Here is a 22,712-nt window from a genome sequence, read left to right on the forward strand (position 1 = left end):
TGTATCTTTGCGTTTTGCAAAAAATGCTATGCTAGATACTGAAAATACTATTGAAGTTCTTGGTGCACGAGTGCACAATCTGAAAAATATAGACATCACTATTCCGAGGGAAAAACTGGTGGTTATTACCGGACTTTCGGGTTCGGGGAAATCGTCTTTAGCATTTGATACGATTTATGCCGAAGGACAACGTCGATACATCGAAACCTTCTCGGCTTATGCGCGCCAATTCCTTGGCGGATTGGAACGTCCTGATGTAGATAAAATTGATGGATTGTCTCCCGTAATTGCCATCGAACAAAAAACCACCAGTAAAAGTCCACGTTCTACCGTTGGAACCATTACCGAAATTTATGATTTCCTGCGATTGCTTTATGCCCGTGGTGGCGAAGCCTATAGTTATGTTACCGGCGAAAAAATGGTTTCTTATTCCGATGAACAAATCAAGGAATTGATTATTAAAAATTTTACCGGAAAACGCATCAATATTTTAGCCCCGATTATTCGTGCCCGAAAAGGTCATTACGCCGAATTGTTCCAGCAGATTACCAAGCAAGGTTTTGTAAAAGTACGCGTTAATGGTGAAGTTCAAGACTTGCTTCCCGGAATGAAACTCGATCGTTACAAGACACACGACATCGAAATTGTCATCGATAGAATGGTGATTGAGAATACCGAAGAGAATGAAAAACGCTTAACCGAAAGCATCAAAACTGCTATGTATCATGGCGAAAATGTGTTGATGATATTAGATCACGATACTAATGAAGTTCGCTATTTCAGTCGGAATTTGATGTGTCCAACTTCCGGAATTTCGTATCAAAATCCGGAACCGAATTTATTTTCATTCAACTCACCAAAAGGTGCGTGCGAAGTCTGCAAAGGTTTGGGAACCGTGCACGAAATCAATCTGAAAAAGATTATTCCAAATCCAAAATTGTCTGTCAAAAATGGTGGCTTTGCTCCGCTTGGTGAATATAAAAGTTCATGGATTTTCAAGCAATTGGAAATTATTGGTGAAAAATTTGGCTTTGCCTTAACCGATGCAGTCGAAACTATTTCTGAAGAAGCGATGGAAATCATTTTGCATGGCGGAAAAGAAAAATTCTCTGTAGAATCAAAAACATTAGGCATCACCAAAGAATACAAAATTGAGTTTGAAGGCATCTCGCATTTCATTAAAAATCAGTATGACGAAAGTCCGTCAACATCCATAAAACGTTGGGCAAAAGAATTTATGGACGAAATAACTTGTCCGGAATGTGAAGGTTCTCGTTTGAAAAAGGAAGCCATGTATTTCCGAATTCACGAGAAAAACATTTTCGATTTATCGACTATGGATATTTCAGAATTATCGGCTTGGTTTGAGGATTTGGACAATTATTTAAATGAAAAGCAAAAAATTATCGCCACCGAAATCGTCAAAGAAATCAAAGATCGGTTGCGCTTTTTGGTGAATGTTGGTTTGAATTATTTATCGATAAACCGAAGTTCAAAATCGCTTTCCGGAGGTGAAGCACAACGTATTCGTTTGGCAACACAAATTGGTTCGCAATTGGTTGGCGTTTTATATATTTTGGATGAACCAAGTATTGGTTTACACCAAAGAGACAACGAAAAACTGATTCATTCGTTAGAACAATTACGTGATATTGGAAATTCTGTTTTAGTGGTTGAGCACGACAAAGACATGATAGAACGTGCCGATTATGTGATTGACATAGGCCCAAAAGCCGGAAAATTTGGCGGCGAAATCATCAGCAAAGGAACTCCGGCTGAATTGCACAAAGAACATACCATGACGGCAATGTATCTGAACGGTGAAAAGAAAATTGAGGTTCCAAAAAAACGTCGCGAAGGCAATGGAAAATTTCTGAAATTGACTGGTGCAACCGGAAATAACCTGAAAAATGTTTCTATTGAATTACCATTAGGAAAACTGATTTGCGTGACCGGAGTTTCGGGAAGCGGAAAATCGACGTTGATTAATGAAACGCTGTATCCTATTTTGAATGCCTATTATTTTAACGGTGTTAAAAAACCACAACCGTATAAAAAAATTGAAGGTTTAGAACATATTGACAAAGTAATTGATATTGACCAAAGTCCGATTGGAAGAACACCACGTTCGAATCCGGCAACTTACACTGATGTTTTTTCGGAAATCAGAAGTTTGTATACGCAAACTCCGGAAGCGATGATTCGCGGTTATAAAGCGGGTCGTTTTAGTTTTAATGTTTCGGGCGGAAGATGCGAAACCTGCGAAGGTTCGGGTGTGCGAACGATTGAAATGAGTTTTCTTCCTGATGTTTATGTAGAATGCGAAACCTGTCAGGGCAAACGTTTTAACAGAGAAACTTTAGAAATTCGATACAAAGGAAAATCCATTTCGGATGTATTGAATATGACAATTGATGAAGCAGTTCCTTTCTTTGAAAACATTCCAAAAATTTATAGAAAAGTAAAAACGATTCAGGATGTTGGTTTGGGTTATATCACACTCGGACAACAAAGCACAACGCTTTCAGGTGGTGAAGCACAGCGAATTAAACTCGCAACTGAATTATCCAAAAAAGATACCGGAAACACTTTCTATATCATGGACGAACCCACAACCGGTTTACATTTTGAAGACATTCGTGTATTGATGGATGTGATTAATAAATTGGTAAACAAAGGCAATACTATTTTGATAATCGAGCATAATATGGATGTTATCAAATTGGCGGATTATATTATCGATATTGGTCCCGAAGGCGGAAAAGGCGGCGGACAAGTCGTAGTCGAAGGAACTCCGGAAGAAATTATCAAAAACAAAAAAAGTTATACTTCATTGTTTTTAAAAAAGGAATTAGAGTAAGCATAAAAACCAGCTATGACTAACCAAATTGAAATCACAACACCAAGGTTAATTCTGAAAAGCATTACGCCTGCTATCATTCACGAGATTTTCAACACCAAATCGGATGAAGAAATCATGGCTTATTTTGGGTTTGATGAAAACGGATTGGAACATCATCGTGAAATGCACGAAAAAGGAATGGAAACCCACCGAATTTCTTTGTTTGTTTTTTTGATGATAAACAAGGAAACAGGTTTACCAATTGGCGATTGCGGTTTTCATACTTGGAATAAAACACACAACCGAACCGAAGTTTTTTATCTTCTGAGAAATGAATCCGACAAAAGAAAAGGCTATATGACCGAAGCTCTGGAAGCCGTTTTGAAATTTGGATTTACCGAATTAAACCTCCACAGAATAGAGGCTTTGATTGCTGCCGAAAACGAACCATCACTACGATTATTACTTCGCTACGGATTTACCAAAGAAGGAACGATGCGCGAAGATTATCTTGTAAACGGAAAAAACGAAGACTCCGAATGTTATTCCTTGTTAAAATGGGAATGGGAGAAAAACCAAGACTAAAATTTTAACCTCCAAATCATAAAAAAGAATTACTTTAGCACGCTATTTTTAGCCCGGATTGCAATGAAAATCCTTTTGCACAGTTGCAAACTTTGGAAAAGATTGTAATGGAAAGCCGGAAAAAGCTCCTAATAAAAGACAAAAAAATGAGAGACGATTTTCAAAATGAAGATGATAAAATTCAGGAAAAATTAAAACAAAAAACCTGGAATGAAATAAGAACTAACGACTCTTGGGCGATTTTTAAAATCATGTCCGAGTTTGTAAATGGCTACGAAACCATGGCTCGAATTGGACCTTGCGTTTCTATTTTCGGTTCAGCCCGAACAAAACCTGATAACAAGTATTATTTATTAGCCGAAAAAATTGCGTACAAAATCAGTAAAGCCGGTTATGGCGTTATCACTGGTGGCGGACCCGGAATTATGGAAGCCGGAAACAAAGGCGCGCATAATGGCGAAGGAACATCGGTTGGTTTGAATATTGAATTGCCTTTTGAGCAACATTACAATCCGTATATCGATAAAGATAAAAACCTGAATTTTGACTATTTCTTTGTGCGCAAAGTGATGTTTGTTAAATATTCGCAAGGTTTTGTTGTGATGCCCGGCGGTTTCGGAACTTTGGACGAATTATTTGAAGCGGTAACACTTATCCAAACTAAAAAAATTGGAAAATTCCCAATCATATTGGTTGGTTCTGAATATTGGTCCGGATTAATCAATTGGATAAAAACGGTGATGATTGAGAAAGAACACAATGCCAATCCGGATGATATGAATCTGATTAAAATTGTGGATACCGAAGACGAAGTAGTTGAAGCTTTGGATAATTTCTACAAGAAATACAACTTAAGTCCGAATTTTTAATAAAATTCCAATACTGAAATTCCAAATTCCAAAACAACTTTAATTGGAATTTGGAATTTAATTTTTGATTTTTAATTTGCCATGTTTTTTAACTCGCTACAATTTGCCATTTTCCTTCCAATAGTTTTTCTGTTCTATTGGTTTGTGGGCAATAAGTCAAAGATCAATCAGAATTATATTTTGATTTTGGCGAGTTATTACTTCTATTCTTGTTGGGATTGGCGTTTTCTGTTTTTGTTGGTTTTCTCCACCCTGCTCGATTATTTATCGGCGATACAAATTGAAAAAAGCGACACTCAAAAGTCCCGAAAATTTTGGTTATGGCTTTGTATTTCTATTAACTTAGGGTTTTTAGGCGTATTCAAATACTATAACTTTTTTGCGGATTCATTTGCCGAATTGTTCCAATCCTTTGGTTTTAATACCAGTCCGATTTTACTGAATGTAATATTGCCGGTCGGGATTTCGTTTTATACGTTTCACGGTTTATCGTACATCATTGATATTTATTATGGCCGAATAAAATCGGAGAAAAACTTTGTCGATTACTCCTTATTCGTAAGCTATTTCCCGTTGCTTGTTGCCGGACCGATTGAACGCGCGACACATCTTTTACCTCAATTAAAAAAAAGACGCAAATTCAATTTCGAGAAAGCCAAAGAAGGAATCTACCAAATCATTTGGGGCTTGGTCAAAAAAGTGGTTATTGCTGATACTTGCGCTGTTTATGCCAATACCATTTTTGACAATTACAATTCTATGAATTCGCTGTCGCTGATGTTAGGCGCAATTTATTTTGCTTTCCAAATTTATGGTGACTTTTCCGGTTATTCCGATATTGCCCTAGGGACTTCAAAACTCTTCGGAATTGATTTATTGAAAAACTTCAATTTTCCTTATTTTTCAAGAGATATAGCCGAATTTTGGCGCCGTTGGCACATTTCCTTAACGACATGGTTCAGAGATTATTTATACATCCCGTTAGGTGGTAGCAAAGGTTCTAAATGGATGAAAATCAGAAACACATTCATCATCTTTTTGGTCAGTGGATTTTGGCATGGCGCGAGCTGGACATTCATTGCTTGGGGTTTGATTAATGCATTATATTTTATTCCGTTATTGGTTTTAAACCGAAACCGAAACAATATTGATGCGTTTAGACTTTCTTTTAATCTGAATTCATTTCAGATTCTCTCCAACATTCTAATAACATTTACAATTACCTGTTTGGCTTGGATATTTTTTAGAGCCAAAACAATCAACGATGCGATTTTATATATCAAACGAATGTTTACTGATTTACATTTTTCGGAACAGTATTTAAGTATCGAGAGATATAATTTCGAATTGTGGAGTTTGCTGCTGATTTTCATTTTGACCGAATGGAACAGCCGAACTAAAATAGAACCGATTTCGGGGAAATACAGTTGGCTCAAAGTAAGTTTGTGTATGGCAGCGATACTGGCACTTGGTGTATTTTCGGATTATAAAGAATTTATTTATTTCCAATTCTGATGAAGCAGTTTTTTCTATTCATAGTAAAAGGTCTGACGGTATTGTTGCTCACAATGATACTGCTTGATGTATTTTATACTGTGGTTTACAGAAAAACCGATAACCGAAATAAAATCAGTTTTTTATTCAATACCAAAAACCAACAATACGATGTGGTTTTCCTTGGTTCATCAAGAGTAAACAATCATTTTGTTCCCAAAATTTTCAATGACCAAGGCTATAAAACATTCAACTACGGGATTACGCGTTCACGACTGGAAGAATCTGCATTAATGTTAAAGTTGATGATAGAACGCAACTATAAGATTAAAAATCTCATCCTGCAGGTAGATTTGAATATTAACACAAATGATCATTCCGAAGCGATACGTTCTTTGTTTATGCCTTATATTCACCAATCGGAAACAATTCGACAACATTATGCGGCAATTCCGGAGTATAATAAGTTGCTTTTTATTCCGTTTTACCGATATATGCATTACGATTCTCGGGTTGGATTTAGGGAAATGTACGCGTCACTTGTTCATAAAGAGACAAATGCTTTGTACAACGATGGTTTTAATGCTTTGCTAAAGAATCAAAGACCAATGATAGCGGCTGATTTATCGAAATATTATCCAAAAAGAAACAAAGCTTACGAAGAAATCAAAGTCATTTGCAAAAAGAATAAAATCAATTTAATTGCGATAACAACACCAATGTGCATGAGTACTATCAATAGGGATTATTTTAATCATATCAATTCGGTATATCCTGAAATCCATCGGTTTGAAAATGCCGTAACCGAAGATAAGTATTTTTCAACCTGTGGACACATGAACAAAGACGGCGCGATTGAATTTACTAAGGTAGTTTTCAACGCCTTTTTTAAACCCAAATCAAAACCTTGAGAAAACTAAACTACATATTTTTTCTTTTCAGCTTTATCTCTTTTGCACAACATCATTCCAAAATGATTGTGGAAATCGACAATGATAAGAAGGAATTGACAGTTAATCAGGAATTGACCTACTTCAATCAAACCAACGATACTTTGACTAATATCGTTTTGAATGATTGGATGAATGGTTACACATCAAAGAATACGCCTTTAGCAGCAAGGTTTTCAGATGAGTTTGGAAGGAGTTTTCATCTGGCAAAAGAAAAAGAAAGAGGCCGAACCAGTAATATTATTATCAGTGATGGAAATCAAACTTTGTTGACCTGGGAAAGAGATAAAAACTATCCCGACGTCATACAAATTCGGCTTAAAGAAAAATTGCTGCCCAATCAAAAAACGAACTTTGTGCTTAGTTATACTGTGAAAATTCCAAGCGATAAATTCACAAAATATGGCTATGGCGAAAACGGCAAAATGTATCTCAAAAACTGCTTTCTTATTCCGACGCGATATGAAAATAAAGTATTTGCCAAGTATGACAATTTAAATTTAGACGATTGTACCAACGCGCTTTCTGACTATGATATTATTGTAAAAGTTCCTCAAAAATTTGATTTGTTTTCAGATTTGAATGAAGCACAAAGAGAAACAGCAAACGGTTTAAACAGCTATCATTTAAAAGGTGAAAATCGATTGGATTTCAATCTGTTTGTGGATGAAAGAAAAGATTTCGAAATCTATAAAAACGGCAACATAGAAGTCGTTTCCAATTTAAAAGACGATAGGTTAAACGATATTCAAAGAGCCATTGTTATTGATAGAATTGTGAATTATGTTTCCGAAAATCTGGGTAAATTTCCACAATCAAAAGTAACTGTTGCTCAGGCTGATTATGACAGAAATCCTTTTTACGGATTAAATCAGCTGCCCCTTTTTATCAGTCCGTTTCCCGATGAATTTTTGTATGAAATTAAGTTTCTTAAAACCTATCTAAACAATTATTTGCACAACACTTTACAGCTCGATCCGCGAAAAGACAACTGGATTTATGACGGAATTCAGGTCTATATCATGATGAAATATATAGACGAGCACCATCCGGACAGCAAAATGATGGGAAGTGTTGCCAAGTTAAAATTGCTGAAAGGCTATAATCTGGTAAGTCTTGATTTTAATGGTCAGTACAGCTATTTCTACATGCTGATGGCACGAAAAAACTTAGACCAAAAGCTGAGTAATCCAAAAAACGCTTTGATAAAATTCAACGAGAAAATTGCCTCTAAATACAGAGCCGGATTGAGTTTGAGATATCTTGACAGTTATTTGGAAAACAATAGTGTTCAAAACAGCATCAGACAATTCATTGTCCTAAATAAAACACAGCAAACAAACAGTAAGGATTTTGAAAGTATTGTAAAGAGTAATTCATCTAAAAAAATTGATTGGTTTTTTGATAAAATAATCGATTCCCGTGACATTATTGATTTCAAATTCGATAAGGTTTCCCGAACTAAAGACAGTATTAGTTTTTCATTAAAAAACAAAACCGAAACCAATGTTCCAATTGCTGTTTATGGTGTAAAAGATAAAAATATTGTTTTTAAAAAATGGTTTGATACTGTTGCTAAAGACAGCATTTATACTATTTCGAGAAATGATGCTGAAAAAATTGTCATCAATTACAAAAATGAAGTTCCCGAATATAATCTGAGAAATAATTGGCGTTCCTTAAGCAGTTTGCGTGTTACCAATCGTCCGATAAAATTCATTTTTTTTAAAGATCTAGAAGATCCATACTACAATCAAGTTGTTTATATTCCAACTTTAGAGTACAACTTATATGATGGGTTTTTACCGGGAATCCGCTTTCACAACAAAACCATTTTAGACAAACCGTTCACTTTCGATTTAAATCCGACAGTTTCAACCAAAGCTCATAGTCTTTCAGGTAAAGGTTTTTTATATTACAATCAATTCAATCGCAATAGTAATTTGTATCATATTCGCTATATGATGAGTGGGCATTATCTGCATTACGCTCCCGATGCTTACTATACTAAGTTGGCGCCAACAATATTTTTCAACATCAGACCAGAAGATTTAAGAGACAACAGAAAAGAAGTATTTGTTGTAAAAGAAATTGTTGTCAGCAAGGAAAAAACAGCATTTACAGTAGCAGATAAAAGTGAAAACTATGCGGTTTTCAACACAAAATATATCAATACAAAAACAGAAGTTACCAACCATCTTTCTTTTATGGGAGATTTTCAATATGCTCCCGATTTTGGAAAACTTGCAGGAGAGATTCAATACCGCAGACTCTTTGATAATAATCGTTCGTTGAATGTTCGTTTATTTGCCGGAACCTTTTTACACAACAAAACCAAATCAACTTATTTTGATTTTGGCTTAGACAGACCAACCGATTATCTTTTTGAAAGCGAATATTTAGGTCGTTCCGAAACCAAAGGATTATTTAGTCAGCAATCCATTATTTCTGATGGTTTTTTCAAATCAATGCTCGAAACCCGAACTGCTAATCGTTGGATGACAACCATTAATGCCGGATATAGCATTTGGAACTGGATTGAAGTGTATGGTGATATAGGTTTTATAAAAAATGCTGATGCAGCACCAAAATTTGTTTATGACAATGGAATACGTTTGAATTTGGTAACCGATTATTTCGAATTGTATTTTCCGGTTTATTCTAATAACGGATGGGAAATTGGCCAACAAAATTATGGAGAAAGAATCAGATTTATCGTAGCTTTCAGACCGGAAACGCTGATTACACTTTTTACCAGAAAATGGTTTTAAAAACAAGTTGACTCAAACTTATATTGAATATTTATCTGAATATTCTATTTTTTGTTAAATATTTCTCATCTAAACTTCTTTTTAAAACATAAAAATTACAGATAATTAAATTATATTTTCGGGTCATAATACAATTTATTGCTTCTTTTTATTTAAATTTGTTACGTCACGAAATAGTTCCTTATTTATGTCTGAAACAACATCCAAAACCGAAATTACATTTGAAGACTTCAAACAAGAGGTTTTAAATGATTACAAAATTGCCACAATAAGTAGAGAATGTAGTCTTTTAGGTCGAAAGGAAGTACTAACAGGAAAAGCAAAATTCGGAATCTTTGGTGACGGAAAAGAAGTGCCACAATTAGCCATGGCAAAGGCATTTCAAAACGGTGATTTCCGCTCCGGTTATTATCGCGATCAGACTTTTATGATGGCGATTGGTGAGTTAACTATTCAACAATTTTTTGCCGGTTTATATGGTCACGCCGATTTAGAGCACGATCCAATGAGTGCCGGAAGACAAATGGGCGGTCATTTTACTACACATTCCATCGATGAAAATGGGAATTGGAAAAACCTAACCCTACAAAAAAATTCAAGTGCTGATATTTCTCCAACTGCCGGTCAAATGCCAAGATTATTGGGATTAGCACAAGCGTCAAAAATATACAGAAACGTTCGAGGTTTAGAAAACTTTACCAATTTCTCAAACAATGGAAATGAAGTTGCTTGGGGAACCATTGGAAATGCTTCCTCTTCTGAAGGCCCGTTTTTTGAAACCATTAATGCAGCCGGCGTTTTACAAGTTCCGATGGTAATCAGTGTTTGGGATGATGAATATGGAATTTCAGTTCATGCCAAACATCAGACTACTAAAGAAAGTATCTCCGAAATCTTGAAAGGTTTTCAGCGAGATGAAAATACTAAAGGCTACGAAATTTTAACTGTCAAAGGTTGGGATTATCCTTCTTTAGTGGCTACCTACGAAAAAGCAGCTGAAATTGCCCGCGAAGAACATGTTCCGGTTTTAATTCATGTGCAGGAATTGACGCAACCGCAAGGACATTCGACTTCTGGTTCACACGAACGTTATAAAGACGCTTACCGTTTAGCTTGGGAAACCGAGTTTGATTGCGTGGCTCAAATGAGAACTTGGTTACTTCAAAATGATTTGGCTTCAGCCGAAGAATTAGATGCCATTCAAGCCAACTCAAAAAAAGAAGTTATAGAAGGTAAAAAAGTGGCATGGGCAGCGTTCATTTCCCCAATGAGAGAAGAACAACTGGAATTAATTTCGGTGTTAAACAGCGTAGCAAGTTCAAGTACAAATAAAATTTTCATCGAAAAAATAGCTGTTGATTTAGCTGCAATAAAGGAACCTATCCGTAAAGAGATTTTAACAGTTGCCCGCAAAGCTTTGCGATTGCTAGTTAATGAAAAAGGCAAACAGGAATTGGCTACCTGGATAACAAATTACTTGGACAAAATTCAACCAAAATTCAGTTCTCATTTATATTCTCAATCGGATAAAAATGTACGAAGTGTTTTTGAAGTTGCTGCAACTTATGATACTGACGAAGAAGTAGATGCGCGTTTGTTATTGCGTGATAACTTTGACGCACTATTTAATAAATACCCTGAATTATTGGTCTTTGGTGAAGATGCCGGAAACATTGGCGACGTAAACCAAGGATTGGAAGGCATGCAGGAAAAATACGGAGAACTTCGTGTTGCCGATACCGGAATTCGTGAAGCAACCATACTCGGACAAGGAATTGGTCTGGCAATGCGTGGCTTACGCCCAATTGCCGAAATTCAATATTTAGATTATCTATTATATGCTATTCAAATCATGAGTGATGATTTGGCAACGCTACAATACAGAACGCGAGGCCGACAAAAAGCACCTTTGATTATCAGAACACGTGGACATCGTTTAGAAGGAATCTGGCATTCGGGTTCACCAATGGGAATGATCATCAATGCAGTTCGCGGTATTCACGTTTTGGTGCCGAGAAATATGACTAAAGCTGCTGGTTTTTATAACACTCTATTAGAAACTGATGAACCTGCTTTGGTTATAGAATGTTTGAACGGTTACCGCTTAAAAGAAAAAAAACCAACCAATTTTGGTGAATTTAAAACTCCGATTGGCGTGGTAGAAACCATCAAAACCGGTAGTGACATTACTATTGTTTCTTATGGCTCAACACTCAGAATTGTTGAACAAGCAGCAAAAGAGCTACTGGATGTTGGTATTGATGTAGAAATTATCGATGCGCAATCGTTATTACCATTTGATATTAATAAAGACTGTGTAAAATCAATTATGAAAACTAACCGTTTATTAGTAATTGATGAAGATGTTCCCGGCGGTGCATCTGCTTATATTTTGCAGCAAATTATAGAAGAACACAATGGATATCAATATCTGGATAGCCAACCACAAACCCTTGCCTCAAAAGAACATCGTCCGGCATACGGAACAGATGGAGATTATTTCTCAAAACCATCAGTAGAGGATGTCTTTGAAAAAGTCTATGCAATTATGCACGAAGCAAAACCGGATAAATTTCCGAGTTTGTATTAATACTTTCAATAATACACCAAATAATCTTTATTACACCTTACAGGTTTTAAAAACCTGTAAGGTTTAGACAAGAACACTTCTCTAGTTTATTAAGTAATTTCCTTTACCCTGTTTTGCGTAAATGACAAAATAACAATCGAAAAATATATAATTAATAATTCTATAACTAATTAATTATTATATTGATAAAAGTTAACACTTTATTTAGATTTGTTATTTTATATTTAATCATTTTGATAATTTAGTAAAAATTTATCAATAATGAAAGTCGAAGAACAAGGCCTTTACCTACCCGAATTTGAGCATGACAATTGTGGCGCAGGATTTATTTGCAATTTAAACGGAATAAAAACAAACGATATAATCCACAAAGCACTCGATATTCTAATAAAATTAGAACACCGCGGTGCCGTAAGTTCAGATGGCAGAACCGGTGATGGTGCCGGAATTTTGTTTGATATCCCGCATGATTTCTTTAAAAAAGTGTGTTCTTTTGAAATTCCTGAGCCTAGAGAATATGCGGTAGGAATGGTATTTTTACCAAAAAGTGTCAACCAGATTGCTTTTTGTAAAACTACATTTGAAAATGCGATTGCCGAGCAAAACCTAAAAATTATTGGCTGGCGCGATGTTCCTGTAGATGTTTCCAATCTCGGGCAAATAGCCGCAGAAAAAGAACCAACAATCAAACAGGTTTTTGTGAGTAAAAATGACTTAGACCTGACAGAGCAACAATTCAATGCCAAACTATTTGCTGCCAGAAAAATTGCCGAACACGTCATTATAAATTCCAAAATTTCAGAAAGCCATCGCTTCTATTTTACCAGTTTATCAACTACAACCATAATATACAAAGGGCTTTTAATGCCTGAAGATATCAGTCGCTATTATACTGATTTAGAGGATGACGATTTGGTTACCCGACTTGCCTTGGTGCACCAACGATTTTCGACCAATACTTTCCCGTCATGGGAATTGGCGCAACCATTTCGCTATATGTGTCACAATGGAGAAATTAACACGCTTCGCGGGAACATCAGCCGTATGCGTGCTCGTGAAGAATTAATGAAAAGTGATGTTTTTGGTGACGACATAAAGAAATTGTTCCCAATAATCTTAGAAGGAAAATCAGATTCTGCTTCGATGGATATGGTTATCGAATTATTACTGATGACAGGTCGCTCTTTGCCCGAAGCTATGATGATGGTTGTACCCGAAGCTTGGGAAAAGCACCAAACCATGTCAGAAGACAAAAAAGCATTCTATGAATACAATTCGTGTATCATGGAACCTTGGGACGGACCAGCATCCATTCCGTTTACCGATGGAAATGTAATTGGTGCCTTGTTGGACAGAAATGGTTTGCGCCCATCACGATATACCGTAACCAAAAGTGGTTTTGTAATTATGTCATCAGAAATTGGTGTACTCGATATAAAACCGGAAGACGTGGTACAACACGGAAGATTAGAACCCGGAAAAATGTTCTTGGTCGACATGAATAAGGGCAGAATCATTGAAGACGAAGAGGTTAAAAAAGCGATAGTTACCAAACGTCCATACAAAAAATGGTTAAACGAGAATTTGCTTCAACTGGCTAAAATACCATACACTAATAATCCTATTCCTGTTGAAACGGTAGCTTTCGAAACCCGACAACGCTTGTTTGGATACACCATTGAAGATTTAAAAACCATCATAAACCCAATGGGAGAAGACGGCGCAGAAGCCATTAGTTCTATGGGGAATGACACGCCGCTGGCCGTTTTATCAGACCAGCCCCAATTATTATACAACTACTTTAAACAGCAATTTGCACAGGTTACCAATCCGCCTTTAGACGGAATACGCGAAGAGATTATCACCGATATTAGTCTGGCCATTGGTGGCGATTTCAACATATTTGACATTGAACCAAAGCATTGCAAAAAACTAAAAATACAAAATCCGGTTATTTCCAACGAGGATTTGGATAAAATCAGAAATATCGATCATGTCGATTTTAAATCGGTTACGATTTCAACTTTGTATGAAATTGAAAAAGGTGTCAATGGTTTGGAACGCGGTTTAGAAAAATGCGTGCAGGCCACTTTCAAAGCGGTTTCCGAAGGCTGCAATATTGTAATTCTTTCGGATAGAAATGTGAGCGAAAAAATGGCGCCAATTCCGATGCTTTTGGCTTGTTCCTATATTCATCATTCACTTAACATTCTGAAAGTACGCTCTAAATTTGGAATTTTAATTGAATCAGCCGAACCAAGAGAGCCACATCATTTTGCGCTTTTGTTTGGCTATGGTGCCAGCGCGATAAATCCATACATGGTAAATGAAATTATTCATGACCAGGTAACACAAGGGTTTATTACCAAAGTAAAAGCAGACTATGCCATTAAAAATTACAATAAAGCAATTGCCAAAGGAATACTGAAAATCATGAATAAAATCGGGATTTCGACCTTGCATTCGTATAGAGCAGCGCAAATTTTTGAAATCTTGGGATTAAATAAAACCTTCACTTCAAAGTATTTCCCAAATACGCCTTCGCGAATTGAAGGAATTGGGTTGATGGAAGTGGAAAAAGAAATCAAAAAAAGATACCAAAAAGCATTTCCAAATTCAGAAATATCAAATTTATTACCGCTCGAAATTGGAGGCATTTACCGTTGGCGAAGAAATGGTGAAAAACACATGTTCAATCCAACAACCATTGCAAAACTTCAGCAAGCCGTTAGACTGAATAGTCCTGAAAGTTATAAGGAATATTCTAAAATGGTGAATGAACAAAGTGAAAACCTCATGACAATTCGTGGTTTATTTGAATTTAACAATTACGACCCAATTCCGATTGATGAAGTGGAACCTTGGACAGAAATCGTAAAAAAATTCAAAACCGGAGCTATGTCTTATGGTTCCATCAGTCAGGAAGCACATGAAAATTTAGCCATTGCCATGAATAGAATTGGCGGAAAAAGCAATTCAGGTGAAGGCGGCGAAGATGCAAAACGGTATCAAAAAGATCAAAACGGAGATTCCAGAAATAGTGCTATCAAACAAGTAGCTTCAGGAAGATTTGGCGTTTCAATCAATTATTTGACCAATGCCAAAGAAATTCAAATCAAAATGGCTCAAGGTGCAAAACCTGGAGAAGGTGGACAATTGCCTGGCGAAAAAGTAGTGCCTTGGATTGCAGAAACCCGAAATTCAACACCTTATGTTGGATTGATTTCTCCACCGCCACATCACGACATATATTCGATTGAAGATTTATCACAACTGATTTTTGATTTAAAAAATGCCAATCGAGAAGCACGAGTTAATGTAAAATTGGTTTCCGAAGTTGGTGTAGGAACAATTGCTGCCGGAGTTGCCAAAGCAAAAGCTGATGTAATCCTGATTTCAGGTTATGATGGTGGAACTGGTGCCGCACCATTAACATCGTTGCAACATACCGGAATTCCGTGGGAACTTGGGTTGGCAGAAGCACAACAAACTTTAATTCTGAATGACTTGAGAAGTCGTGTCGTTCTTGAGTGTGACGGGCAATTAAAAACCGGACGCGATGTTGCCATTGCTGCTCTGCTTGGCGCAGAAGAATTTGGTTTTGCTACGGCGCCTTTAGTAGCTTCGGGTTGCATTATGATGCGTGCCTGCCATTTGAACACTTGTCCTGTTGGTATTGCAACTCAAGATCCTGAATTGCGTAAAAACTTCAAAGGAACTCCGGAGCACGTCATTAATTTTATGTATTTCATTGCTGAAGAATTACGTGAAATCATGGCACAATTAGGTTTCAGAACATTGAAAGAAATGGTAGGACAATCACAAAAACTGAACGTCAACAAAGCCATCCAACATTATAAAGCCAATGGTTTAGATTTATCGACCATACTTTACAAACCTGAAAAAGCTAAAGAAGTTCCAAATCACAATACAATATCGCAAGACCATCATTTAGAACATGTGCTTGATTTTGAAATTATAAAAGCGGCAATTCCTTCAATTTACAGAAAAGAAAGAACCCGAATTAATTTCAAAATTAAAAATACAGATCGTTCTGTTGGCGCCATATTAAGTAATGAAATTTCAAAAATATATGGAGCACAAGGCTTACCCGAAGACACTATTTTAATAGATTTTGAAGGTTCAGCCGGACAAAGTTTTGGTGCTTTTGCTACGAATGGTCTGTCGTTTAAAATTCACGGAAACTGCAATGATTATTTAGGCAAAGGACTTTCGGGTGGAAAACTGATTATCAAAGTTCCACCAACAGCAACATTCAAACCCGAAGAAAATATCATAATTGGAAATGTAGCACTTTATGGCGCTATTACCGGCGAAGCTTATATAAACGGAATGGCAGGTGAGCGTTTTTGTGTTAGAAATTCAGGAGCAACTGCTGTTGTCGAAGGCGTTGGAGATCATGGTTGTGAATATATGACTGGCGGAACTGTCGTTGTCTTAGGAAAAACAGGACGTAATTTTGCTGCCGGAATGAGCGGTGGTGTTGCCTATGTTTTCGACAAGAAAAAGCAATTTGAAAAAGGATTGTGCAATATGGAAATGGTTGCACTCGAGACATTGGATGAAAATGATTTAACTCAACTTAAAAGATTAATAAAACGACATTCACTTTTCACCAATAGTCCATTAGCGAAACTGATGCTCGACGATTGGGAAAATCAGCAGAAACATTTTATCAAAGTAATGCCAACCGATTATAAAAAAGCATTGCAGAGATTATCAGAAGAAAAACAAATAGCAGCATTAATAGCAAATTAAGATGGGAAAGTTAGGTGGATTTAAAGAATACGAAAGAGCCGACGAAAGCAATTTGGTCGTTAAGGAACGTGTTTCAAACTATAACGAATTTACAATTCCGTTAAGCAGGCAAAAAATAAAAGAGCAAGGTTCAAGATGTATGGATTGTGGTATTCCATTCTGTCATAGCTCATGTCCGTTAGGGAATTTAATCCCCGATTTTAACGACATGGTGCACCAGGAAGAATGGCAAAGTGCTTTAGAAATTTTGCAATCAACCAATAATTTCCCTGAATTTACAGGAAGATTATGCCCTGCGCCATGCGAAAAATCATGTGTCTTAGGCATTATCAGCGAACCTGTTGCCATTGAAAATATTGAAAAAAACATAGTGGAAAGAGGTTTTGCCGAAGGTTGGATAAAACCACAACCACCAGCCATAAGAACCGGAAAAACAGTAGCCGTAATTGGTTCCGGTCCAGCCGGATTAGCAGCAGCTCAGCAATTAAACCGCGCCGGTCATTTGGTTACCGTTTTTGAAAGAGATAATGCTATTGGCGGCTTGCTTCGTTATGGAATTCCAAATTTTAAACTGGAAAAAGCCATCATCGACAGACGCATCGCTATTCTTGAAGCCGAAGGAATTGTGTTTAAAACGAATGTCAATGTGGGCGTAAATTACAGTATAAAACAACTTAATTCTTTTGACGCGGTTGTTTTATGTGGTGGGGCAACCGATAAAAGAAGTTTGCCAACAAGAGGTATCGAAAGCAAAGGCGTTGTGCAAGCCATGACGTTTTTGACGCAACAAACCAAAGTATTATACGGAGAAACTATTCCAAATCAAATAACAGCAACCGGTAAAAATGTTATTGTAATTGGTGGTGGCGATACAGGTTCTGACTGTATTGGAACATCAAACAGACAAGGTGCAAAATCGGTTACCAATTTTGAAATCTTACCAAAGCCACCTGAATATAGAAGTGAAACAACACCGTGGCCATTTTGGCCTTTACAATTAAAAACATCTTCTTCACACGAGGAAGGCTGTGACAGAAACTGGCTTATCAACACCAAAGAGTTTATTTCTAATGACAAAGGAGAATTAACCGGATTAAAAACGGTTGAAGTGGCTTGGAAAATGACTCCGGGACAACGCCCTGAACTCATCGAAAAAGAAGGTTCAGAAAAAATATGGCCTTGTGAATTGGCTTTATTAGCACTTGGTTTTACAGGTCCTGAAAAGACGTTGAGTGACCAATTAGGAATTGAAATTGATGCCAGAAACAATTACAAAGCCAAAAATTATCAAACCAACATTCCGAATATTTTTACTGCCGGCGATATGCGACGCGGACAATCTCTAATTGTTTGGGCCATTTCAGAAGGAAGAGAAGCCGCTAGAGAGGTTGATAATTATTTGATGGGTTACACCAATTTACCAACCAAAGGAAATGGCGATTTACCTAGTTTGTAATCATATCAACATTCACATAAAATCATAAAACTATTGTCATTACTGACATCATAGACTATCTTTGCCAAAAAATTAAAACCATGCAACCCAAAGAATTACTAGACTTAGCAGAACAATTCGGAAATCCGTTATATGTTTATGATGCTGAAAAAATTGAATTTCAGTACAACCGTTTGACGAATGCTTTTAAAGTTGAAAAGCTTCGCATCAACTATGCGATGAAAGCCTTGTCTAATATTTCAATTCTAAAACTACTGAAGAATTTGGGTTCCGGATTGGATACTGTTTCTATTCAGGAAGTACAGCTTGGACTTCATGCCGGTTTTACTCCGGATAAAATTATTTTTACACCAAACGGTGTTTCTTTTGAAGAGATTGAAGAAGTGGCCGAAATGGGTGTTCAAATCAACATTGATAACCTTTCCGTTTTGGAGCATTTTGGCGCCAAACATCCTAAAGTTCCGGTTTGCATTCGCATCAATCCTCATGTAATGGCTGGTGGAAATGAGAATATTTCTGTGGGTCATATTGATAGTAAATTTGGGATTTCTATTTATCAGATTCCCCATGTGCTGCGCATTGTTGAGAATACCAAGATGAATATCAACGGAATTCATATGCATACCGGTTCTGATATTTTGGATATTGAAGTGTTTTTGTATGCTTCGGAAATCTTGTTTGATACTGCGAAACAATTTAAAAATTTAGAGTTCCTTGATTTTGGTTCCGGATTTAAAGTGCCTTATAAAAAAGGTGATATCGAAACTAATATTGAAGAATTAGGAAGAAAGTTAACCAAGCGATTTCTGGCTTTCGAAAAGGAATATGGTCGCGAACTGACATTGGCATTTGAACCGGGAAAATTTTTGGTTAGTGAAGCCGGTCATTTTTTGGCAAAAGTGAATGTAGTAAAACAAACCACATCGACCGTTTTTGCCGGAATTGACAGTGGCTTTAACCATTTGATTCGTCCGATGTTTTACGGTTCACAACACAATATTGAAAACATTTCAAACCCAAAAGGAAAAGAGCGTTTTTATACTGTTGTGGGTTATATCTGCGAAACCGATACCTTTGCCAACAACCGAAGAATTCCTGAAATTCATGAAGGCGATATTCTTTGTTTCAGAAACGCAGGTGCTTATTGTTTCTCTATGGCTTCCAACTATAATTCACGCTTTAAACCAGCCGAAGTGTTATGGAAAAACGGCAAAGGTCATTTGATAAGAGAACGAGAAACCTTTGATGATTTATTGCAAAATCAGATTTTGGTTGAGTTGTAATATAGAATCCCGCTTCGGCGGGATTTTTATTGTTTGTAAGTTTTATTGTGAGAATTGTATGTAACGTGGTTTTTTTAGTAAATTAGATTTTGAAAAATGTGACTTGCGGATATATGTGAGTTATGGGCAACCCTAGAACGAAACAACAAATGAGCATATTTAGAAAATTATTTGGCCTTTCTGAAAAATCAGAAAACATCGCGGAGAATAAAAAGTTCGATATTGAAAAATTACTTTTATCTGAAGACATAAACAGTAGCATAATCGAACTTGACAACTATATTGGTGCATTATGCTCATATGGAAACGAAATGAATAAACTTACCGAGCCTCAAATACAATTTTACTATAATCAATGCTTAGAGAGAGAAATAAGTAATGGTGGTTTTAATCAATATTTCTTTAATTCAAGTGGAAACTATGCTCATCTGACAGTTCAATCCTTACTTGCAATTCGAGCAAACAAAACCGCAGAAATTTTACAAAATGCTATTGACCAATTTCCAAACGGGAATGTTCCTCAAGATTGGACAGAAAGGCAAAATATTTTGGAAAAGATTCAAGATTCTGCAGACCTTATTTGGGAAAAACTTGATCAAAGATTCTATGCTTACGAGGACGATTTAAATAATCTGAACATAGAATTTGTTAAGCAAAATAAAGACGAATTTTAACTAAATGAACTAGGGCAGCCCATAACAGCAGTTTGTAGCAACTGCTTGGTTTGGGCTTCTCTGGAAAATCCTGCGGATTTTCAAAAGGAGTTTTGTACTTGGAAAGGTTAGTGTTAAATTTATCGCAGCTGCTACAAGCTGCTGCTCGTTATGCGAAATTATAAAACTACAAAATCGTGATAGAAAAATTAGAGGATTTAAAAAGTAGAGCTGAAAAACTAATGTATAATGACAAGAATGAACTTGACGATATACAACGTAAAACTAAGTTATATTTAGAAAAAATATTTCCTGGCAAATTCACTTACGCTGGAGAAGTTGATAGAATATCTTTTTATCCGTCATTTTACGTGTCTGGCATGGGCAATCAGCCAAACATTGACGCATGGAAACGTGGAAACCAAGAGCTGATTAATTTGCTTGATACAAGAATCGAAGAAGCAAAATTAATTTCAGTTAAGCCAAAAGAGAAAAGTCAGAACGTTCAAATAGTTGAAAAGATAGTTCAAGTTGAAGATTATAAAAGAATAAATGAACTAACAGAAGAACTCAATGCCGTTAAGGCAAAGAAAAGTCTGTGGGAAAGAATAAATTATTTTGCGCTTGGAGGTATAATTTTAACTCTTATTGGCGGTTCTTTTTATCTTGGAAAATACTTCGGTGAAAATAGATTTGACAAAGAAAAAATCGATTTACTTTTTGAAAACAAGGACTTAACAAAGAAAAATGATAGCTTAGTAAAGGAACTTGATATAAAAAAGTCAGAGCTTCTACAATTAGAAAAAACAAAGAAACAACCATGAAAAAAATAATCACCTTACTTCTTCTATTTTATTCCATTGATAACTTTTCGCAAACTGTAAAAAAGGTTGAGGACAACAACATTTACAACACCGCCGGACTCAATACGAAACCAGAATTTCCCGGAGGATTGGATAAATTAAAATCGCTTGTAAATGAAAGCTACTTAAAAACATATCCGGCAGAAATAAAAGGAAAAGTATATGCCATATTTGTGATAGAAAAAGATGGTTCGCTTAGCGATGTGAAAATCCTTCGTGGCGTTGATGCTGATAAAGCCAAGGAATTAATCCGAATATTAGAAAACCTGCCAAAATGGAATCCCGGAAAAATAAAGGACCAAATTGTTAGGGTGCTTTATACTGTTCAACTGGTGATTGGGAAGTAACGACAAAGTTAGCCTAATCAGGTTGAGTTGTAATATAGAATCCCGCTTTGGTGGGATTTTTTTATTAATAATTACCATCTCTTTTAGTAGAATTGTATATTAGTAGCGTCGTAACACTATTACCATAAAAACATATGGGTTTATTAAGGTTTCTTTTGGCAATATCAGTTGCACTTGCTCATTCCAGTTCAATTTTTGGATTTCATCTTTTTGATACAGAGCTTGCCGTAAAGTCCTTTTATATAATTTCCGGGTTTTATATGGCCTTAATCCTTAATGAAAAATATATTGGAATAAACAGTTCCTATAAATTATTCATAACCAACAGACTTTTGAGATTGTTTCCAATTTACTGGATTGTACTTCTCCTAACAATTTCATATTCTGTCTTTCTATCAATTCATACGAATGGGAATGATTTAGGGAGTTTTGCATGCTATGCAGCGTATTGGAATGTTATGAGTTTGGGTAGTTTTATTTACTTAGTGTTTACCAATGTATTCCTTTTTCTGCAGGACACCATTATGTTTTTAGGATTGGATACAAGTGACGGACATCTTTTTTTTACTTCCAATTTTCGTAACAATACTCCTGAACTTTATACTTTTTTAATTATACCACAAGCATGGACAGTTGGAATTGAAATAACTTTTTATTTAATCGCACCCTTTCTTGTACGAAGAAAACTCAAAATCATCATTCTTTTAATTTTGCTTTCCTTGATGCTGAGAGCAATACTATACTACTATTTTAACTTAAATTACGATCCGTGGACTTATCGTTTTTTTCCAACAGAATTGGTATTTTTTCTTTTAGGAATTGTTTCTTATCATGGATACAAAAAATTACAAAACCTATCAATAAAAAAAACACATCTGAAACTTATCTGGTTTAGCGTTCTGGGAGTTACTATATTTCATAACTTTCTTCCGATACCATGTAAAGATTCTTTATATCTGGCCGGATTCTTTATTGCCTTACCGTTTATTTTTATTTTAACAAAAAACTGGAAAAAAGATGCATACATTGGTGAATTGTCATATCCAATTTACATATCTCATATATTGATAGTAACTATAGTAAAAGCACTGAATATTTCAACAGGTTTTGTATTAGGCTTAACTTATACTATAGCATTGATAGGATTTTCGTTACTATTAAACAATTTTGTTGCTAAAACAATTGAAAAAATTAGACAGAAACGAATAGTGCCAAACGTTAAGTAAAAAG

The 22,712-nt window shown here is 35.9% G+C and carries 14 protein-coding genes; all 14 read left to right on the forward strand.

Annotated features, from left to right (window positions below; all coding sequences use genetic code 11):
* The first annotated feature begins 28 nt into the window (after positions 1-28).
* The 14 genes from uvrA to L1S35_RS12770 all read left to right on the forward strand — a co-directional run bounded on the left by uvrA (position 29) and on the right by L1S35_RS12770 (position 22,708).
* Entirely contained in the window at positions 29-2,860 is a 2,832-nt protein-coding gene (uvrA, locus tag L1S35_RS12705; RefSeq protein WP_236401275.1) for an excinuclease ABC subunit UvrA, read from the forward strand.
* Positions 2,861-2,875: 15 nt separating this feature from the next.
* A complete protein-coding gene (locus tag L1S35_RS12710; protein ID WP_236401277.1) occupies positions 2,876-3,427 on the forward strand; it encodes a GNAT family N-acetyltransferase in 552 nt (183 codons plus the stop codon).
* Between the two features lie 146 nt (positions 3,428-3,573).
* Positions 3,574-4,296, forward strand: coding sequence for an LOG family protein (locus L1S35_RS12715; RefSeq protein ID WP_236401279.1), 723 nt, complete (start codon positions 3,574-3,576; stop codon positions 4,294-4,296).
* A gap of 81 nt (positions 4,297-4,377) precedes the next feature.
* The gene (locus L1S35_RS12720; protein ID WP_236401281.1) at positions 4,378-5,811 is read left to right on the forward strand and encodes an MBOAT family O-acyltransferase; all 1,434 of its coding nucleotides are present in this window, start codon (positions 4,378-4,380) and stop codon (positions 5,809-5,811) included.
* Positions 5,811-6,701 carry a hypothetical protein gene (locus L1S35_RS12725; RefSeq protein WP_236401283.1) on the forward strand — a complete coding sequence of 297 codons (891 nt, stop codon included), beginning with the start codon at positions 5,811-5,813 and terminating at the stop codon, positions 6,699-6,701. The genes L1S35_RS12720 and L1S35_RS12725 overlap by 1 nt, the downstream gene beginning before the upstream one ends.
* Positions 6,698-9,511, forward strand: coding sequence for a gluzincin family metallopeptidase (locus L1S35_RS12730; RefSeq protein ID WP_370641070.1), 2,814 nt, complete (start codon positions 6,698-6,700; stop codon positions 9,509-9,511). The genes L1S35_RS12725 and L1S35_RS12730 overlap by 4 nt, the downstream gene beginning before the upstream one ends.
* A gap of 187 nt (positions 9,512-9,698) precedes the next feature.
* Complete coding sequence (locus tag L1S35_RS12735; RefSeq protein WP_236401285.1) at positions 9,699-12,101, forward strand: alpha-ketoacid dehydrogenase subunit alpha/beta; 2,403 nt, start codon at positions 9,699-9,701, stop codon at positions 12,099-12,101.
* 261 nt (positions 12,102-12,362) lie between these two features.
* The gene (gene gltB / locus L1S35_RS12740; protein ID WP_236401287.1) at positions 12,363-16,880 is read left to right on the forward strand and encodes a glutamate synthase large subunit; all 4,518 of its coding nucleotides are present in this window, start codon (positions 12,363-12,365) and stop codon (positions 16,878-16,880) included.
* Position 16,881: 1 nt separating this feature from the next.
* Positions 16,882-18,336 carry a glutamate synthase subunit beta gene (locus L1S35_RS12745; protein WP_236401289.1) on the forward strand — a complete coding sequence of 485 codons (1,455 nt, stop codon included), beginning with the start codon at positions 16,882-16,884 and terminating at the stop codon, positions 18,334-18,336.
* Between the two features lie 80 nt (positions 18,337-18,416).
* Positions 18,417-19,619, forward strand: a complete 1,203-nt coding sequence (lysA, locus tag L1S35_RS12750; protein WP_236401291.1) for a diaminopimelate decarboxylase — start codon at positions 18,417-18,419, stop codon at positions 19,617-19,619.
* A gap of 149 nt (positions 19,620-19,768) precedes the next feature.
* A complete protein-coding gene (locus tag L1S35_RS12755; protein WP_236401293.1) occupies positions 19,769-20,293 on the forward strand; it encodes a DMP19 family protein in 525 nt (174 codons plus the stop codon).
* A gap of 176 nt (positions 20,294-20,469) precedes the next feature.
* Entirely contained in the window at positions 20,470-21,096 is a 627-nt protein-coding gene (locus tag L1S35_RS12760) for a hypothetical protein (protein ID WP_236401294.1), read from the forward strand.
* Positions 21,093-21,482 carry an energy transducer TonB gene (locus L1S35_RS12765; RefSeq protein ID WP_236401296.1) on the forward strand — a complete coding sequence of 130 codons (390 nt, stop codon included), beginning with the start codon at positions 21,093-21,095 and terminating at the stop codon, positions 21,480-21,482. The genes L1S35_RS12760 and L1S35_RS12765 overlap by 4 nt, the downstream gene beginning before the upstream one ends.
* A gap of 134 nt (positions 21,483-21,616) precedes the next feature.
* Positions 21,617-22,708: an acyltransferase family protein gene (locus L1S35_RS12770; protein ID WP_236401298.1), complete on the forward strand. Its 1,092-nt coding sequence runs from the start codon at positions 21,617-21,619 to the stop codon at positions 22,706-22,708.
* Positions 22,709-22,712 lie beyond the last annotated feature (4 nt).

Source organism: Flavobacterium anseongense (assembly GCF_021608185.1).
In the GTDB taxonomy this organism is placed as follows: Bacteria; Bacteroidota; Bacteroidia; order Flavobacteriales; family Flavobacteriaceae; genus Flavobacterium; species Flavobacterium anseongense.

Bases quoted from the DNA above. Each gene is read 5' to 3' on its own strand.
- uvrA (WP_236401275.1), top strand. From the start codon at position 29: ATGCTAGATACTGAAAATACTATTGAAGTTCTTGGTGCACGAGTGCAC.
- L1S35_RS12710 (WP_236401277.1), top strand. From the start codon at position 2,876: ATGACTAACCAAATTGAAATCACAACACCAAGGTTAATTCTGAAAAGC.
- L1S35_RS12715 (WP_236401279.1), top strand. From the start codon at position 3,574: ATGAGAGACGATTTTCAAAATGAAGATGATAAAATTCAGGAAAAATTA.
- L1S35_RS12720 (WP_236401281.1), top strand. From the start codon at position 4,378: ATGTTTTTTAACTCGCTACAATTTGCCATTTTCCTTCCAATAGTTTTT.
- L1S35_RS12725 (WP_236401283.1), top strand. From the start codon at position 5,811: ATGAAGCAGTTTTTTCTATTCATAGTAAAAGGTCTGACGGTATTGTTG.
- L1S35_RS12735 (WP_236401285.1), top strand. From the start codon at position 9,699: ATGTCTGAAACAACATCCAAAACCGAAATTACATTTGAAGACTTCAAA.
- gltB (WP_236401287.1), top strand. From the start codon at position 12,363: ATGAAAGTCGAAGAACAAGGCCTTTACCTACCCGAATTTGAGCATGAC.
- L1S35_RS12745 (WP_236401289.1), top strand. From the start codon at position 16,882: ATGGGAAAGTTAGGTGGATTTAAAGAATACGAAAGAGCCGACGAAAGC.
- lysA (WP_236401291.1), top strand. From the start codon at position 18,417: ATGCAACCCAAAGAATTACTAGACTTAGCAGAACAATTCGGAAATCCG.
- L1S35_RS12755 (WP_236401293.1), top strand. From the start codon at position 19,769: ATGAGCATATTTAGAAAATTATTTGGCCTTTCTGAAAAATCAGAAAAC.
- L1S35_RS12765 (WP_236401296.1), top strand. From the start codon at position 21,093: ATGAAAAAAATAATCACCTTACTTCTTCTATTTTATTCCATTGATAAC.
- L1S35_RS12770 (WP_236401298.1), top strand. From the start codon at position 21,617: ATGGGTTTATTAAGGTTTCTTTTGGCAATATCAGTTGCACTTGCTCAT.